Source organism: Niallia sp. CD-39, from assembly GCF_059874745.1.
This window is the reverse complement of record NZ_JCBCPS010000012.1, coordinates 1-16538: the sequence shown is the minus strand read 5'-3', so window position 1 is coordinate 16538 and position 16538 is coordinate 1. Positions and strand designations below refer to the sequence as shown.

The 16538-nt window shown below is 38.2% G+C and carries 17 protein-coding genes, 1 tRNA gene, 1 other RNA gene, 1 pseudogene and 1 other annotated feature; of the genes and pseudogenes, 6 read left to right on the top strand and 14 right to left on the bottom strand.

Annotation, left to right across the window (positions count from 1 at the left end):
• Positions 1-461: 461 nt before the first annotated feature.
• From AC6F34_RS16255 to tadA, 7 genes are all read right to left on the bottom strand, one after another.
• On the bottom strand, positions 462-725 hold the full coding sequence (locus AC6F34_RS16255; RefSeq protein WP_500774033.1) for a pro-sigmaK processing inhibitor BofA family protein: 264 nt from the start codon (positions 723-725) through the stop codon (positions 462-464).
• Between the two features lie 72 nt (positions 726-797).
• Positions 798-1013 carry a YaaL family protein gene (locus AC6F34_RS16250; RefSeq protein ID WP_500774031.1) on the bottom strand — a complete coding sequence of 72 codons (216 nt, stop codon included), beginning with the start codon at positions 1011-1013 and terminating at the stop codon, positions 798-800.
• A gap of 10 nt (positions 1014-1023) precedes the next feature.
• The gene (recR, locus tag AC6F34_RS16245; protein WP_500774029.1) at positions 1024-1620 is read right to left on the bottom strand and encodes a recombination mediator RecR; all 597 of its coding nucleotides are present in this window, start codon (positions 1618-1620) and stop codon (positions 1024-1026) included.
• Positions 1621-1730: 110 nt separating this feature from the next.
• Positions 1731-2051, bottom strand: coding sequence for a YbaB/EbfC family nucleoid-associated protein (locus AC6F34_RS16240; RefSeq protein ID WP_500774027.1), 321 nt, complete (start codon positions 2049-2051; stop codon positions 1731-1733).
• A gap of 16 nt (positions 2052-2067) precedes the next feature.
• Positions 2068-3771, bottom strand: coding sequence for a DNA polymerase III subunit gamma/tau (gene dnaX, locus AC6F34_RS16235; RefSeq protein WP_500774025.1), 1704 nt, complete (start codon positions 3769-3771; stop codon positions 2068-2070).
• 146 nt (positions 3772-3917) lie between these two features.
• Positions 3918-4182: signal recognition particle sRNA large type (gene ffs, locus AC6F34_RS16230), an RNA gene on the bottom strand.
• Between the two features lie 74 nt (positions 4183-4256).
• Positions 4257-4760: a tRNA adenosine(34) deaminase TadA gene (gene tadA, locus AC6F34_RS16225; RefSeq protein WP_500774023.1), complete on the bottom strand. Its 504-nt coding sequence runs from the start codon at positions 4758-4760 to the stop codon at positions 4257-4259.
• A gap of 96 nt (positions 4761-4856) precedes the next feature.
• Between tadA and AC6F34_RS16220 the strand changes: the two genes are divergently transcribed.
• The 4 genes from AC6F34_RS16220 to AC6F34_RS16205 all read left to right on the top strand — a co-directional run bounded on the left by AC6F34_RS16220 (position 4857) and on the right by AC6F34_RS16205 (position 8236).
• On the top strand, positions 4857-5414 hold the full coding sequence (locus AC6F34_RS16220; RefSeq protein WP_500774021.1) for a cysteine hydrolase family protein: 558 nt from the start codon (positions 4857-4859) through the stop codon (positions 5412-5414).
• 34 nt (positions 5415-5448) lie between these two features.
• The gene (locus tag AC6F34_RS16215) at positions 5449-6735 is read left to right on the top strand and encodes a LysM peptidoglycan-binding domain-containing protein (RefSeq protein WP_500774019.1); all 1287 of its coding nucleotides are present in this window, start codon (positions 5449-5451) and stop codon (positions 6733-6735) included.
• Between the two features lie 158 nt (positions 6736-6893).
• Positions 6894-7541: a deoxynucleoside kinase gene (locus tag AC6F34_RS16210; protein WP_500774018.1), complete on the top strand. Its 648-nt coding sequence runs from the start codon at positions 6894-6896 to the stop codon at positions 7539-7541.
• A gap of 26 nt (positions 7542-7567) precedes the next feature.
• Positions 7568-8236, top strand: coding sequence for a deoxynucleoside kinase (locus AC6F34_RS16205; RefSeq protein WP_500774037.1), 669 nt, complete (start codon positions 7568-7570; stop codon positions 8234-8236).
• A gap of 170 nt (positions 8237-8406) precedes the next feature.
• On the opposite strand, the gene AC6F34_RS16200 is transcribed toward AC6F34_RS16205, so the two are convergent.
• From AC6F34_RS16200 to AC6F34_RS16180, 5 genes are all read right to left on the bottom strand, one after another.
• A tRNA-Ser gene (locus tag AC6F34_RS16200) sits at positions 8407-8499 on the bottom strand.
• A gap of 61 nt (positions 8500-8560) precedes the next feature.
• The gene (gene serS, locus AC6F34_RS16195; RefSeq protein WP_500774017.1) at positions 8561-9841 is read right to left on the bottom strand and encodes a serine--tRNA ligase; all 1281 of its coding nucleotides are present in this window, start codon (positions 9839-9841) and stop codon (positions 8561-8563) included.
• Between the two features lie 54 nt (positions 9842-9895).
• Positions 9896-10117 (bottom strand) — a binding site (T-box leader).
• Positions 10118-10171: 54 nt separating this feature from the next.
• On the bottom strand, positions 10172-10765 hold the full coding sequence (gene pdxT, locus AC6F34_RS16190) for a pyridoxal 5'-phosphate synthase glutaminase subunit PdxT (RefSeq protein WP_500774016.1): 594 nt from the start codon (positions 10763-10765) through the stop codon (positions 10172-10174).
• Complete coding sequence (locus AC6F34_RS16185) at positions 10762-11574, bottom strand: beta/alpha barrel domain-containing protein (protein WP_500774015.1); 813 nt, start codon at positions 11572-11574, stop codon at positions 10762-10764. Before AC6F34_RS16185 ends, pdxT begins: the two co-directional genes overlap by 4 nt.
• 166 nt (positions 11575-11740) lie before the next feature.
• A complete protein-coding gene (locus AC6F34_RS16180) occupies positions 11741-13048 on the bottom strand; it encodes a D-alanyl-D-alanine carboxypeptidase family protein (protein ID WP_500774035.1) in 1308 nt (435 codons plus the stop codon).
• Between the two features lie 185 nt (positions 13049-13233).
• Here AC6F34_RS16180 and AC6F34_RS16175 point away from each other — a divergent pair.
• Positions 13234-13391 (top strand): annotated as a pseudogene (locus tag AC6F34_RS16175) (IS3 family transposase); the annotation flags it as partial.
• A 53-nt stretch (positions 13392-13444) separates the two neighbouring features.
• Here the strand turns inward: AC6F34_RS16175 and guaB are convergent.
• Entirely contained in the window at positions 13445-14908 is a 1464-nt protein-coding gene (gene guaB, locus AC6F34_RS16170; protein WP_500774014.1) for an IMP dehydrogenase, read from the bottom strand.
• Positions 14909-15019: 111 nt separating this feature from the next.
• Here guaB and AC6F34_RS16165 point away from each other — a divergent pair, with 111 nt between their 5' ends.
• Positions 15020-15979 carry a YaaC family protein gene (locus AC6F34_RS16165; RefSeq protein WP_500774013.1) on the top strand — a complete coding sequence of 320 codons (960 nt, stop codon included), beginning with the start codon at positions 15020-15022 and terminating at the stop codon, positions 15977-15979.
• A gap of 281 nt (positions 15980-16260) precedes the next feature.
• Here AC6F34_RS16165 and AC6F34_RS16160 read toward each other — a convergent pair whose 3' ends face one another.
• Positions 16261-16482: a hypothetical protein gene (locus AC6F34_RS16160; protein WP_500774012.1), complete on the bottom strand. Its 222-nt coding sequence runs from the start codon at positions 16480-16482 to the stop codon at positions 16261-16263.
• Positions 16483-16538 lie beyond the last annotated feature (56 nt).

Below are 16538 nucleotides of genomic sequence, written 5' to 3'. Positions count from 1 at the left end.
CACGCCGCCAGCGTTCGTCCTGAGCCAGGATCAAACTCTCCAATAAAGTGTTTGATTAGCTCGTTTTTGCACCTATGGTGCTTGTTTAACTGATTACTCAGTTTAGATTAACGTTGACGTTTTTTGTTCGTTCAGTTTTCAAAGAGCAATTTGTAAGCGTTTCACTGTCGAAACGACTTATTAATATTAACATTCCTGATTTTGTTTGTCAATAACTTTTTTCAGGATATTTTTTCATGTCGTTGTGACGACTCTTAATATATTATCAGCCTATCATTTATAAGTCAACACGTTTTTAAAACTTTTTTAAAGGTTTACTTTTATAACTCTTACTTATTAATTAAAGGTTAATACAGATTCAATTAACTGAGAGAGGCTCCAGTGGAAGAAAAGATAATCTTCGATTCTATTATACCGCCCAATAATAACACATCATCAAAGATTATCTCATCAATCAATCTCTAAATAACAAATGATTGTATGGCTACTAATGCTAATACCCCAGGAATTCCAAGAAAACCGGAAATGCTTGTTGTAATGATATTGATCGGGACATGGACGCCATATTGGTTTCCAAAGAAGTTCAAGAAAAACAAGAACAATGCCCCAACCATTAACTTGATAATTCCTTGTCCAATAAATCTCATCGGCTTTAATGGCGTTGCTATCAATAGCATGATCATAAACAATGCGATCACGAACCCAATCATAATTATTGGTTCCAATCAGACTCCTCCTTTACATGCTTGTACTATTATGTATGAATCAAGCATGAAAAAAAGACCTTATCTCCATTGTTAGCGTACTGAGATATTTCGTTTTCGTACCTCTTTAAACATATAAAAATATTTTGCCTCTACAAGCTTTGCCTCTACTAAAGATTCTTCAGAAGGATCAAAACTTTTGTCCATAAGAACCTTTTGATTTTGCCATTGTACCTTCAAGTCATTCATTTGAAGTAATAATTTTTCATCATATTCTTTTCTTAGCCAACCTTTTTTCCGAAAGAACATCCAATTCCTCCTATACTTCTCTACGTCCTTCTAGTGCCTTTGATAAGGTCACCTCATCTGCATATTCTAAATCTCCGCCAACAGGTAGACCATGAGCAATTCGAGTTGCTTTAATGCCTGATGGTTTTAACAATCTAGAAATATACATTGCTGTTGCTTCACCTTCAATATTCGGATTCGTAGCCAAAATTACTTCTTGAATCGAATCATCTTGAAGCCTCTTCAGTAAATCCGGAATATTAATGTCCTCTGGTCCAATTCCATCCATAGGAGAAATCGCTCCGTGGAGTACATGGTATAATCCACTGTATTCCTTCATTTTTTCCATTGCAATCACGTCTTTAGGATCTTGCACGACACAAACGATGGTACGATCCCTTTTTTCATCTTCACATATATAGCACGGGTCTTGATCTGTAATATGACCGCAAACGGAGCAATAACTTAGATTCCTCTTCGCATTGACTAATGCCTTTGCAAAATCAAGCACCGTATCTTCCTTCATATTCAATACAAAAAATGCTAAACGGGCAGCAGTTTTCGGACCAATCCCTGGTAACTTCATAAAACTATCTATTAGTTTAGATATCGGTTCTGGGTAATGCATATCATTTCCTCCAACAATCATCCATTTTTCTTTTTACCATAAAAAAACGCCAAAAAACGAAGCAGGTGGAATACCTGTGTTTTTCGGCGCAGTGCAACCTACATCTTTGATTAGAACATGCCAGGTAAGTTTAAGCCTTTTGTAAACTGCCCCATAGTAGAATTCGATAATTCATCCGCTTTTTTCAAAGCATCATTCGTAGCAGCTAATACGATATCTTGTAACATTTCGATATCTTCTGGATCAACAACTTCTTCTTTAATAATGACTTCTAATACTTCTTTATGACCGGAAACAACAACTGTTACCATACCGCCACCAGCTGTACCTTCGATTCGCTTTTCACCTAACTCCTCTTGAGCTTCAGCCATTTTCTTTTGCATTTTTTGCATTTGCTTCATCATATTTTGCATATTACCCATACCACGCATCGTATAACGCCTCCATTTATTCTTTTAATTCAATCAAATCATCCCCGAATAACTTTTTAGCTTCGGAGATAAATAAGTCTTCTTCTTGCTTTGGAAACTCTTCATTCTGTTCATCTGCATGATTCGCAAGGAAATCTTTTCGTATTTGATGCCATCCATCTTCTGGCACACCAAATACTTGATACCGCTTTCCTATTAATTCTTGGAACGACTGCATGATGACATCAATAAACTGTGAATTATTCATCGCCATTTGGCAATGGATTTCATATTTAAATTTAATGACTACAGCTTGTGGAGATGCTGCGACTGGCTCTGCTTCATTTAATAGAGCTGCTTGTGAGCGCATTTGATTGTGAACTAATCGATTTAACATCTCTGCCCAATTCGACTTAATCGAAAGCAATTCCTGCTTCGTGGCCTGTTTTAAAACCTCATTCAGCTTTCCTACGGGTGCTTGGAATCCATTTCGAGAAGTTCTCGCTTTTCTCTGTGGTGCAGCCTGCTGAACTTCTTCTTGTATTGAAACCCCATTTTGCTTAATAGATTTTAGCTCATTTTCAAGCTGTTCAATTCTCTGCAATAATGGTTTAACATCGAAACTACTTTGCGTGTTAGTCAGCAACTCATTTTTACCTTGTAACTGACATAACTTCATCATTGCAACTTCCAAGAAAATTCTCGGATGATTTGTCCAGCGCATCTCTTGTTGTGTTTCGTTTAAAATCTTGATCCATTCATAAAGACTCTCAACAGAAACTTCTTCAAGAAGCTCTTTAAAGTCATCATCAATCATGACACGCTCTATAGATTCTTCCAAATTAGGCGCTGCTTTATATAATAACATATCTCGATAAAACAAAATAAAATCTTCAACGAACCTTACTGGGTCTTTCCCCTGAAAAAGGAGCTCTTCTAATGTTTCTAGAGAAGTTGCCACATCTTTTTCATTAATTGCCTTTGCAAGGCGATTTAAAAACTTTTGCGATACTGAGCCTGTAACAGTTAAAGCATCTTCTACTTTTACAATCCCGTCACTATAGGAGATAGCTTGATCAAGGAGGCTGAGAGCATCCCTCATTCCACCTTCTGCCGCACGGGCAATCACATTCAAAGCTTGTTCTTCATAAGCTAATTCCGTCCCATCAGCAATTACTTTCATTCTGCCTACAATCGAAGCTGCCGTAATTCGTTTAAAATCAAACCTCTGGCAACGAGAAATAATCGTCAACGGAATTTTATGAGGTTCAGTTGTAGCAAGAATAAAAATAACATGCTTAGGTGGTTCTTCTAATGTTTTTAACAGGGCATTAAACGCTCCGATGGAAAGCATGTGCACTTCATCAACAATATACACTTTATATTTTACGCTATTTGGAGCAAATTTTACCTTGTCTCGAATGTCACGAATTTCTTCTACACCATTATTGGATGCAGCATCAATTTCAATTACATCAGGGATGGATCCATCTGAAATCCCTCTACAAGATGGACATTCATTGCAGGGTTCACTAACCGGTGCATGATCACAGTTAACCGCTTTAGCTAAAATCTTCGCAGCCGTGGTCTTTCCCGTCCCTCTTGGTCCGGAAAACAAATACGCATGTGAGATTTTTTGCTGCAATAGGGCGTTTTGCAAAGTCTTTGTTACATGCTCTTGACCGACAACATCTATAAAAGACTGTGGTCTCCAAACACGATATAATGCTTGATAACTCACCTTGTTCGCCCCTTCCCTGAAAATAGTCACCATTATTATAACGTATCTAATTTCCATTTTACAAAAAGAAATATATCTTTTTCAGAAAAGAAGACAATAAAAAAACCATCCTAGTATATAGAATGGATTTTATATAATAATAACTGCCGTGCACCTTTCTTCGACAAATGCTCATAGGCGTTACTCAAGCAGTTAGCTCTGCTCAGGCAACCCTGCGGCACATGGGAGATTCCACTTAATGCTGCTTCCTTCCGGACCTGACATAGTTCATGGATTCCCATTGCGCAGGACCGAAGCGTCAACACCACTTACTTAAGGCAGACCCTACAAGGCAAATGCCTCAGAAAGGAATTCAGTCTCGCTAGAGCGGATTGCGAGTACAGGGCACCGCTACCTCCCCACCTAGCACGGCAAAGTTGATACCAATTATAAGGCGTCTTGTCCGACGCATAATCATTATACTAAGAAATGAATAGAAAAGCAATTCATTCATTCGTCTCCAATCGCTTCAAACGTTTCGCTTCTTTTTTCTTTTCTCTTATAGTGCGAAAAAAATCTGTTAACATTTGGCCACACTCTTCTTCTAGTACCCCTGTAGTCACTTCGCATTGATGGTTGAACCGCTCATCTTGTAGCAAATTCATCATCGTTCCGACGCAACCACCTTTAGGGTCCTTCGCTCCGTAAACGACTCTTTTGATCCTAGAGAGCATAATGGCTCCCGCACACATTGGACATGGCTCAAGCGTTACATATAATGTCGCATCCTCTAGACGCCATGTGCCCAGCTGTTTACATGCCTTATCAATGGTGAGTAGTTCAGCATGTGCTAGTGAATTTTGATCCTTTTCACGCAAATTATGACCTCTCGCAATGACGGTATCGTTGTACACAAGGACGGCACCAATTGGAACTTCATCAAGATACTTTGCTTTCTTTGCCTCTAAGATGGCTTCCCTCATATAAAATGAATCTATTTTCTCTGTCATATTTTTCAATCCTTTAATTCTCATTTAAAAGTGTAAAAACGATGATTTTATCAACACTAAAGAAAAGTTACATCCTTACATTAGGTGGTGTTTATTGTGGAATCTCATCAACGTCCTGCACTTATCATAATTGATATGATTAATGATTTTCAATTTATCCACGGACAAAGTTTAGCTGATCAAACACAAAAGATGATGAAACCAGTAAATGAGCTACGTCAATATTTTTACGATCATCAATTTCCAGTCATCTATGTTAATGATCATTATAATTTATGGCAAGCAGATATCCAAAAGATTGTTCACTATTGTACAAATGAACGAAGTGAAGGAATTATCAATGACATCCTTCCGAAAGAAAGCGATTATTTCTTAATTAAGCCGAAGCACTCTGGCTTTTACGGAACAGCCTTGCACACATTGTTGCAACAGCTCAATACAAAAACGCTTGTCCTCGCAGGTGTCGCCGGAAATATTTGCGTCCTTTTCACAGCAAACGATGCTTATATGCGTGAGTACACTTTATTCATTCCTAAAGATTGCATTGCTTCGAATGTGAAAGAAGACAATGATAAAGCGCTTCTAATGATGAAAAATGTTTTAAAAGCAAATATTGACCCACATACTAACATTTCTACTCATTTTCCTTCATAAGATGTATTAATTTGCATGAATGGAGGGAATAAAAATGCAAATCCATGTCATTCAACAAGGGCAAAGCCTTACAGGAATTGCTAATGCCTATGGAACAACAGTCGAGGATATTGTTGAAGCGAACGAACTACCTAATCCTAATCGACTCGTCGTCGGTCAAGCCCTTGTCATTCCAATTGTCGGACGCTTCTACTGGGTACAGCCTGGGGATAGCTTATTTTCGATCGCTACAAAGTTTGGGCTCTCCTATCAAGAGTTAGCAAGAATCAATGCCATCCAACCGACACAGCCTTTGCAAGTCGGTTTCCGATTGTACATTCCACAATTGCCAAAATCCGATGTAGAGGTAAACGCGTATGTAGAGCCACGAGGTAATTCTGTATCTCCTGAACTTGAAGAAGCTTCTCGTGAAGCGGCTCCATACTTAACGTATTTAGGGCCTTTTCAATTCCAAGCATTAAGAGATGGTTCATTGCAAGAACCGCCTCTTGGGAACTTACCATCAATTGCAGCTGCGCATCAAAACGTATTAACAATGGTTATTTCCAATCAGGAAAACCAACAATTCAGTGCAGAGGTTGGTGAAATTCTTCTTAATGACAAAGCAGTTCAGGACCGCTTTTTGAACAATATCGTTGAAACCGCTACAAAATATGGATTTAAGGATATTCATTTTGATTTTGAGTATTTACGTGCAGAAGATCGAGAGCCGTACAATCAATTTTTACGAAGAGCTCGTGATTTATTTCATGATAAAGGTTGGTACATCTCAACAGCTCTTGCTCCAAAAACGAGTGCTGATCAGCAGGGGCAATGGTATGAAGCTCATGATTATCGTGCCCACGGAGAAATTGTTGACTTTGTCGTTATTATGACTTATGAATGGGGGTATAGCGGTGGTCCTGCAATGGCTGTCTCGCCAATAGGACCTGTACGAAATGTATTGGAATACGCCATTACCGAGATTCCTTCAAATAAAATATTGATGGGACAAAATCTTTATGGGTACGATTGGACGTTGCCATTTGTTCAAGGCTCAATGGCAAGAGCACTTAGTCCCCAACAAGCAATCGATCTTGCAGCAGATCAAAATGTCCCGATTCAATATGACACAACAGCCCAAGCACCTTTCTTCCGATATACAGACGCTGATGGCCGTCAGCATGAAGTATGGTTTGAAGATGCACGTTCCATACAAGCTAAGTTTGATCTTTTAAAAGAACTTCAGCTAAGGGGCATTAGCTACTGGAAGCTCGGGCTTTCCTTCCCACAAAATTGGCTACTCATTGGCGATCAGTTCAATGTTGTAAAGAGAGCTTAGCCATCTATAAAAAGCACGTAGTATCCATTTGGTTTTACGTGCTTTTCCCTTCTATCTCACATCCCTTTTCTTTTCCATTTCAACCATATCTCCTAGCACCTGTCTTATGGTAAAATAATAGAACATGTTTACTAGAAGTTACGAGTAGGAGGATTTATATGGGGGGCGTACCTTTTATCACAGTGGAGGGTCCAATTGGAGTTGGAAAAACTTCTTTAGCAAAAGCAATTTCGGATCACTATCACTATACATTGCTAAAAGAGATTGTTGATGAAAACCCTTTCTTAGGAAAGTTTTATGAAAACATCGAGGAATGGAGTTTTCAGACGGAAATGTTTTTCCTATGCAATCGATATAAGCAATTAGGAGACATTCAAAAGAACTTTTTATCAAAGCAACATCCTGTTGTTGCAGATTATCATATATTTAAAAATCTCATTTTTGCCCAAAGAACATTAACAAAAGAAGAGTACACAAAATACTTAAGCATTTATGACATCTTAACGTCCGATATGCCAAAACCAAATATGATTATCTATTTACATGCAAGTCTAGAAACGTTACTAAAACGAATCTCCATTCGGGGGAGAGAAATCGAGAAGAACATTAGTCCACTTTATTTAGAACAACTTGCACTCGATTATGATGCTGCCATTACTTCTTTTGAGCAACAGCACCCTGAGATTCCAGTGTTACGATTTAACGGAGATGAGCTTGACTTTGTAAACCAAAAGCAGGATTTAGATCAAATGATGCAGCATTTATCAAAAACTTTGGAGAAGCAAATATGCAAACAAAAACAATGAACGATACGATCAAGGAGAACCTAAGAATGAATTTACGTGAAAAGTATAATATTCCATCTAATGCCGTCATTACAATAGCTGGTACAGTTGGAGTAGGCAAATCAACGATGACAAAAGCTCTAGCAGATTCCTTGCAGTTCCGCACTTCATTTGAAAAAGTCGATACAAATCCATACTTAGATAAATTTTATGCTGATTTTGAAAGATGGAGCTTTCATTTACAAATCTATTTCTTAGCCGAAAGATTCAAGGAGCAAAAACGAATTTTTGAATACGGTGGAGGTTTTGTACAGGATCGATCGATTTACGAGGATACAGGCATTTTTGCAAAAATGCATTATGAAAAAGGGACGATGAATGAGGTAGATTACGAAACCTATACAAGTCTTTTTGATGCGATGGTGATGACGCCGTACTTCCCACACCCAGACATTCTGATTTATTTAGAAGGATCGCTAGATGATATCCTTTCGCGCATCCATGAAAGAGGAAGGCCAATGGAGCAACAAACTCCAACTTCCTATTGGGAAGAAATGCACGGACGCTACGAGCGCTGGATTGATGACTTCCATGCATGTCCTGTTTTACGACTAAACATTAACGATTATGATTTACTTAATGACGAAACATCCATTGAACCAGTCCTAGAAAAAATCGGACAAGTTCTTAAACAAACAACACATTTGAAGAAATAGGAAACTAGCATGTAGCCAAGGTCGAAAACGTCCTTGGCTACTTGTTTATTAGAGGGATTTTTCATAACAAGGGAAACTTTCATTCTTTAAACAAAAAAAATCACTACTCACAATGAGCAGTGATTTCATATCTCCAAATAATTATGCGCGTGTGTAACTGTCACTAGTTATGGCGGAGGAAGAGGGATTCGAACCCCCGCGCGGTTTAACCCGCCTGTCGGTTTTCAAGACCGATCCCTTCAGCCGGACTTGGGTATTCCTCCGTATCGACAAGAAATAATATATCATTTATATGATTTCCTGTCAACACATTTTCAACATTTTTTATTTTGGTGAAATAATTTCGCGATTTCCCATATAAGGGCGTAATACTTCAGGGATGATAACAGAACCATCTGCTTGTTGATAATTCTCTAGAATCGCAGCAACAGTACGGCCAACCGCAAGACCAGATCCATTTAATGTGTGTACATGTTCTGGCTTCGCTTTAGCGTCACGACGGAAACGGATATTCGCTCTTCTCGCTTGGAATGCTTCAAAATTACTGCAAGAAGAAATTTCTCGGTACGTACCGTAGCTTGGAATCCAGACCTCAATATCGTACTTCTTCGCTGCTGTAAATCCAAGGTCGCCTGTACACATACTCATAACGCGGTATGGCAAATTAAGCAATTGCAACACTTTCTCTGCGTTCTTTGTTAGCTTCTCCAATTCATCATAAGAATCTTCAGGCTTAACAAATTTCACAAGCTCTACTTTATTAAATTGATGCTGACGAATTAAACCTCTTGTATCACGTCCAGCTGAACCTGCCTCTGAACGGAAGCATGCACTAAATGCCGCATAGTTCATCGGAAGATCATCGTTCGCCATGATTTCATCACGATGCATATTTGTTACAGGGACTTCCGCTGTAGGAATTAAGAAATAATCCTCACTTTCGATTAAGAACGCGTCTTCTTCAAACTTCGGTAATTGACCTGTTCCTGTCATGCTTGCTCGGTTTACCATGTATGGTGGCAACACTTCGGTATAGCCGTGCTCCTCCGTGTGAAGATCCAACATGAAGTTAAACAATGCACGCTCTAAGCGAGCACCTAGTCCTTGATAAAAAACAAAACGGCTTCCTGTTACTTTTCCTGCTTTTTCGAAATCAAGAATACCTAATCCATCTGCAACATCCCAATGCGGTTTTGGTTCGAATGCAAATTGTGGAACTTCTCCCCATTTCCATGCTTCCACATTATCATCTTCTGTTTCACCAACAGGTGTGCTTTCATGTGGAATATTGGGAATGCTTAAAAGCAGTTGATTCAACTCTTCTTCCACGGTTCTTAACTGGTCGTCAAGCTCCTTTATGCGATCGCCTACTTCTCTCATTTCAACGATAAGTGCATCTGCATCCTTTTTCTCTCTTTTTAAAACAGCAACTTGTTGTGATACTTCATTTCTCTTGCTTTTTAATTGCTCTGCTTCCACAAGAATCTCTCTTCTTTTAATGTCTAAGTCTTCAAAGTTTCCTAGATCGGATAAGTCTTCTCCTCGATGCTTAAGCTGTTCCTTCACTTCTGCAAAATTTGCACGTAAATGTTTAATATCTAACATTGGTTTTCCTCCTATTATTTTTTTGAGAAAACAACAAAAAACCCCCATCCCTATAAAAGGGACGAGAGTTACCCGCGTTGCCACCCTAGTTGAAAGCATAAAGAACCTTCCACCTCAATACGATAACGGCGATTACCCGTGAATGATTACTCGTAATAATACTTTCCTCATTCCACTCAAGGATGGATTCACAAGGCGTCTCTACCGGTTTGCACCAACCACCGGCTCTCTTCTATGAAAGACCTTCCTGCTACTAGTTCCTATCAATGCTTTCCAATTCCATATAAGTAATTCATAATTTACTACAATTATGGACGATTTGCAATAAGATTATGCGACAATTTGCTTTTTCTCTTTAACCATTTGCAAGAAATAGGTTAACAACCGTAAGTCTCCCGCCACTTCAGGTAAAAATGTACAGCCAAGTATATTCCCTTGTTTTACAACAACTATATGCTCCTGGTGCTTCGCAAGCACCTCTACCTGTTCCCCTACCTCTACTATATGGGGAGCACGAATAAATACCGCTTTAAAATCATCAGCAATTGAAACGAGATCAACTTCCGCCTCATATGCACTTGTCTTTTGATTACTAACCTTTAGATCCAATGCATTTAAATACATCATTTCCTGGGCAAGAACTTGAACAGCTCCATGTATCGCAAAAATCGGTTTATCTCTCTTTATAAACTCACAAATCGCTTCAAAAAAATCATATAGATGGATAAAACGGTGAATGGTCCTGTAATTACCACCTGGAATAATAAGACCGTCCATCTCGTTTAATTGTTCCGGTTTCTTAAGAATCGTTCCTCTTCCACCACAATCTTTGAGATCTCGAATATAGTCACTTACAGCACCTTGTGCTCCTAAAACACCAACCATTGGAGTGAATAAATCTTCCATTCGATTGTTATTTTTCAATTCAGTCCCCCCGTTGCTTTTGTTAGCTTTGCAATGTAGTGATAGTCTTTATACTGAATCGTTGCTTCAACAATGGCTTGTACCATTATTTCAGGTTGAGTGGCTTTGAATACTTCGGAACCAACGAATATACCATCCGCACCTAACTCCATCATAAGAGCCGCATCAGCTGGAGTTGCAATGCCACCATAGCCGAAGAGTATGACCGGCAACCTTCCAAGTTCTTTCATACGAAGCAACAATTCATACGGTGCAGAAAGTTGCTTTGCCTCATTCATCAGCTCATCCCGATTCATATATACCACTTTACGAACTTGTCCATGAATTACTCGCAATTGACGTACAGTACTGGCTAAATTGCCTGTTCCTTCACCTCCAATTGTTCGTAACATCGTAGCTCCTTCTCCAACTCTCATTAACGCTTCTCCTAAATCACGACTACCGCAAACGAACGGAAGATTGAACGATTCTTTATCTAAGAAATAGGCCTCATCCGCAGGTGTTAATGCATCACTTTCATCAATAGAATCAACGCCTAATGCCTCAAGGACACGTGCTTCGACGATATGACCGATTCTTGACTGTGCGATGATTGGAATTGAAACAGCATTCATTATTTTTTCAATCTTGTGCAGATTAGCCATTCGCATTACACTTGAAACATCAACTTCCCTTTCTTGAATCATGACTGCTGCAGCACCAGCAAGTTCAGCAATTCTAGCTTGTTCTGGATTTGCAACACTTATAATAACCCCACCTTTATGCAGCATGGCCATTCCATTCTTGACCCGTTTAGTCCCTGTTTTCATCTATGTTCCTCCTCATAAGACACGCTTTCTAACATTGTATGATTAGAAAATGCAATCCATGATGAAGAAGAAAATAAAAGAAGAGTTTATTCAATAAAGGATTTTGTATCCAAGATATTAAAAAATAAGCTCAGTAGGATTATCTCCTACTGAGCTTATTTAATCATTAAAACCAACCTTTTACTGTTGAAGAAACAGTGTCCCAAAGGTTTCCGAAGAATCCGCCAATCCCTCTCATTGAAAGAACGAACCAATTAGCTTTTTCAACATCTTCACTCGCGATGACATCTACTTGTACCATTTTGCCTTTTGATACAAAATCAAGTGGCTCTCCGCCTTCTTTTTCAAGAGTTACGTATCCGACTTTATCTCCTTTTTTAATTGGAGCAGTTAATCGACCGTCCTCATCCAATAAATCTTCATCTAATACAAGTACTGGCTTGTATTGTTCTTTTTCACCGTTACGAACAACAAGCGAAATCTGTTCACTTGTTTCAATTTGAACTTGATCTTCTTTACCTTTTACTACTGATAAGCTTTTTTGATCTTCTAACTGATAACCAGAAGGCAGAATTTCTTCTTCACTGTGGTTTGCAAAGCCAAAATCAAACATTTTTTTCGTTTCATCAAAACGAGATTTATATGATGAGCTACCATCTTCATTTTTAGCATTCATAACGACAGTTATATAACGGACACCATCACGAATTGCAGTTCCAGTAAAGCAGTAGCCAGCAAAGTCTGTTGTACCTGTTTTTAACCCGTCTACACCTTCATAGCCATATACTAATTCAGGTAACATCCAGTTCCAGTTATCCATTTTAATTGCATCTTCAGTTCCTTCTCTAAAGATCTTAACTGGTGTGCTCGATGTATCTAATACCTCTGGAAAATTATTAATCAATGCTGCAGATAATTTGGCCGTAGCACGTGCTGACATGACATTTTCCTCATCTGCATTACCTGCTGGATGATCTCCAAATGAGTTGTTATAGTTACTATTATTTAAACCAGAAGAATTGACAAATTTGTAATCCTCTAAACCTAATTCTTCTGCTTTTTCATTCATCATTTTAACAAAGTTTGTTTCAGAACCAGCTATTGTTTCTGCAATCGCAATCGTTGCTGCATTTGCAGAGTAAATGGTCATTGCTTCGTATAGTTCTCGAATATTGTATGTACCATCTCTTCTTAACGGAACATTTGATAAATTAGTATCTTGTGAAATCGCCCAAACATGGTCATTTACATTATACTCTTGCTCCCATGTGACTCTACCTTCTTTTATCGCTTCAAGCAGTAGGTATTCAGTCATAATCTTTGTCATACTTGCAATCCCTAGCACAGTATCTGGATTTTTTGCATATAGAACTTTACCTGTCTCAGCTTCAATTAAAATCGCAGCATCTGCATGGATATTTAATGAATCCTCTGCCTGAGCAGAATTAGGTTGTAGAAATGCACTAGACATCATGACAAATACGAGTAAAGAAACAAATAGTTTGCGATAAAAAGAATGTGTTTTCAATTTCTTAAGCCCTCCAACTTTTTTTTGCAGCCTTTGTTATTTTATCACACATAAACGATGAAGAAAACTCGGGCAAGGTTCTCATTTTTTTCCTTAAAAAAAGCAAGGACTTTTAAACTGAACTTCTTCTAATAATGAAATCAGAATTCCTCCACCGAAAAGAATTTAAAGGTGTAGGAAAGTTTAAGATAGAATGTAAGAAATAGTAAACTACAATTCAAAAAGCTTGAAAGCAAAAAAAATGAGTCCAGTACAATACCGAACTCATTTTCTCAAAGCTGTCTTATAAAATAACCAGGTCTAACTTTTTAGGGTCACTGCAATCTACCTATTATTAAGTGATTATAATGAATAGTTAGGTGCTTCTTTTGTAATTTGAATATCATGTGGATGACTTTCTTTTAATCCAGCACCCGTCATACGTACAAATGTTGAATATTCTCTCAAGTGTTCTAAATCCTTTGCACCACAGTAGCCCATGCCAGAGCGCAAGCCACCAACCAACTGATAAATTGTATCTCCTAGTGAACCTTTATAAGCAATACGTCCCTCAATACCTTCTGGTACAAACTTTTTATTATCATCTTGGAAATAACGATCTTTTGAACCTTTTTCCATTGAAGCAACAGAGCCCATGCCTCTGTACACCTTAAATTGGCGTCCTTGGAAGATTTCAGTTTCTCCAGGACTTTCCGTAACACCAGCTAACATACTACCAAGCATAACAACATGTCCACCAGCTGCTAACGCTTTTACGATATCACCAGAGTATTTAATTCCCCCATCGGCGATGATCGTTTTCCCATGCTTCTTAGCTTCAGTCGCACAATCATAAATAGCTGTGATTTGTGGTACACCCACACCAGCTACTACACGAGTTGTACAAATTGAACCAGGCCCAATTCCAACCTTTACTACATCTGCTCCAGCTTCAAACAATGCTTTTGTTCCCTCTGCGGTTGCAACATTACCTGCAATAACTGCTAAGTCTGGGTATGTGTCTTTAATCATTCGTACAGTGTCTGCTACACCCTTTGAATGTCCGTGGGCAGTATCGACTACTACAACATCAACTTGAGCCTTTACAAGCATCTCAACGCGTTTCATTGTATCTTTTGTTACACCAACTGCTGCTCCGGCTAAAAGACGTCCTTTTTCATCCTTTGCAGAGTTTGGGAATTCGATTACCTTTTCAATATCTTTGATTGTAATTAATCCTTGTAACTTCCCTGTATTATCAACAAGAGGTAATTTTTCAATTTTATATTTTTGTAGAATTTTTTCAGCATCCGCTAAAGTTGTTCCAACAGGAGCTGTAACTAAGTTTTCTTTTGTCATTACGTCAGAAATTTTAATGGAGTAATCCTGAATAAAGCGTAGATCGCGATTAGTGAGGATTCCTACAAGATTTTGCTCTTCACGGTTATTCACAATCGGTACACCTGAAATACGATATTTGCCCATCAGATGCTCAGCGTCATATACTTGCTCTTCAGGTGTGAGGAAAAATGGGTCTGTTATAACGCCACTTTCTGAACGCTTTACCTTGTCAACCATATCTGCTTGCTGTTCAATGGACATGTTTTTATGAATAATTCCAAGCCCGCCTTGTCTAGCCATAGCAATAGCCATTTCAGCCTCAGTCACTGTATCCATACCAGCACTAATAATTGGAACATTCAATTTAACTTTTTCAGTCAACTGAACTTGCAAGCTTACATCCTTCGGTAATACATCAGATTTAGCAGGAACTAGCAATACATCATCGAACGTTAAACCTTCCTTAACAAACTTATTTTCCCACATTTTTTTATCCTCCTAGACGAAAATATTATTAGTAGGTTATCAATTGGATAAAATACTGTCAAGGAGACTTTTATATGTTAGACTTTTCAGATTATTGGAGATGAATAAAATATGGAATCAACTTCTCAAAATTGGAAATCTCTTTACTATTATTTTCATTCTGCACAAAATGTACAAAATTACTTAAAAAAGTCTTATGAACGCAATCAAATTGAACATGCTGATAGAAGAAGTTTTGATAACTGCTATCCATTTATATATTACCTTGAGCATGGACAAGTATATTATGAACAAGCGGATCGTTCTCCTATCCTAATTAAACCTATTCTTTACTTTTATGGACTCGTTCATCTTATTAAAGCTGCTATTCTTTCAGTCGATCCAAATTATCCAGAAACAACCTCTGTTTTAGCCCACGGCGTTTCTAGCCGAAAAAGAAAAAAACAACAGTATAGTTTTCTGCACGACGAAGTTAAATTTCAAAAGTGTGGATTATTCCCTTTAATGGCGGATAAAATGTTTCACATGAAACAAATTGAAGAAGAAAAAGTAACCATGAAACAGCTATTCAAACAAATTCCAGAGTTAAACCATATATTTTGTAAAGTTGATGGTGTTCCTAGCTTTGTAAAGGCCGAGCATACGGGCAAGCAAATTCAATTACCTGACTCCATATTAGACACTTATCATATGACTGAATCTAGATTTCTATCATTTTTAAATGCTAAATTACCCATTTCGTTTACCTCTTATGAAAAAGTGAACAATCAAATAATATTGAATACAAAATTGAATCAACTACATGATCTAATGCCATTTCGGCTCAACCATACCGATCAGTGTTTGTACTTCCCTATGGAAAAAACCAACTTTAATTTTTATCCTGAATTACTTATTCATTATCTTCTTCTATATAACTTAAGTATGATTGCACGATACGAAACCGAGTGGTGGAGTGAACTCATAAAACTAATGAATAATCAGGATTATCCCTTCATTCTTTCCTTTTTAGAGTTAACAGCTATAAAGGCACCTATATATATTAATCAGTATTTATTAGATAAAATATAATTGAAATGGATTGTTTATATCCTGCAGATGTTCTTCTTATAAATATCAAGACAAAACAAAAAACACCACTAAGGTGTTTTCTTTTTGTATGCCCTCTGGCGTCCTACTCTCACAAGGGGCGCACCTAACTACCATTCGCACTCTATTTTCGGGCGTCGATAAACGGCGGACCTCTTCGTCAACTGCTTTCGCTCGGGTCTCATGTGCATCGCACATTCCGAGCCTCGCTCCTTTGTTTCCTCGATCTCCTTGTTTCTCAACACCCTTTTACTTATTAAACATTACTCTTCCTGATTACTTGTCTCTTGAACATCCGTCGGATGTTTATTTATAAAAAATTGTAAAAAGAAGGCACCCATCAGGTACTTTCTTTTTTTGCCCGCTGGCGTCCTACTCTCACAAGGGGCGCCCCTAACTACCATTCGCACTCTATTTTCGTGCGTCGATAAACAGCGGACCTCTTCGTCAACTGCTTTCGCTCGGTTCTCATGTGCATCGCACATTCCGAGCCTCGCTCCTTTGTTTCCTCGATCTCCTTGTTCCTCAACACCCTCTTACT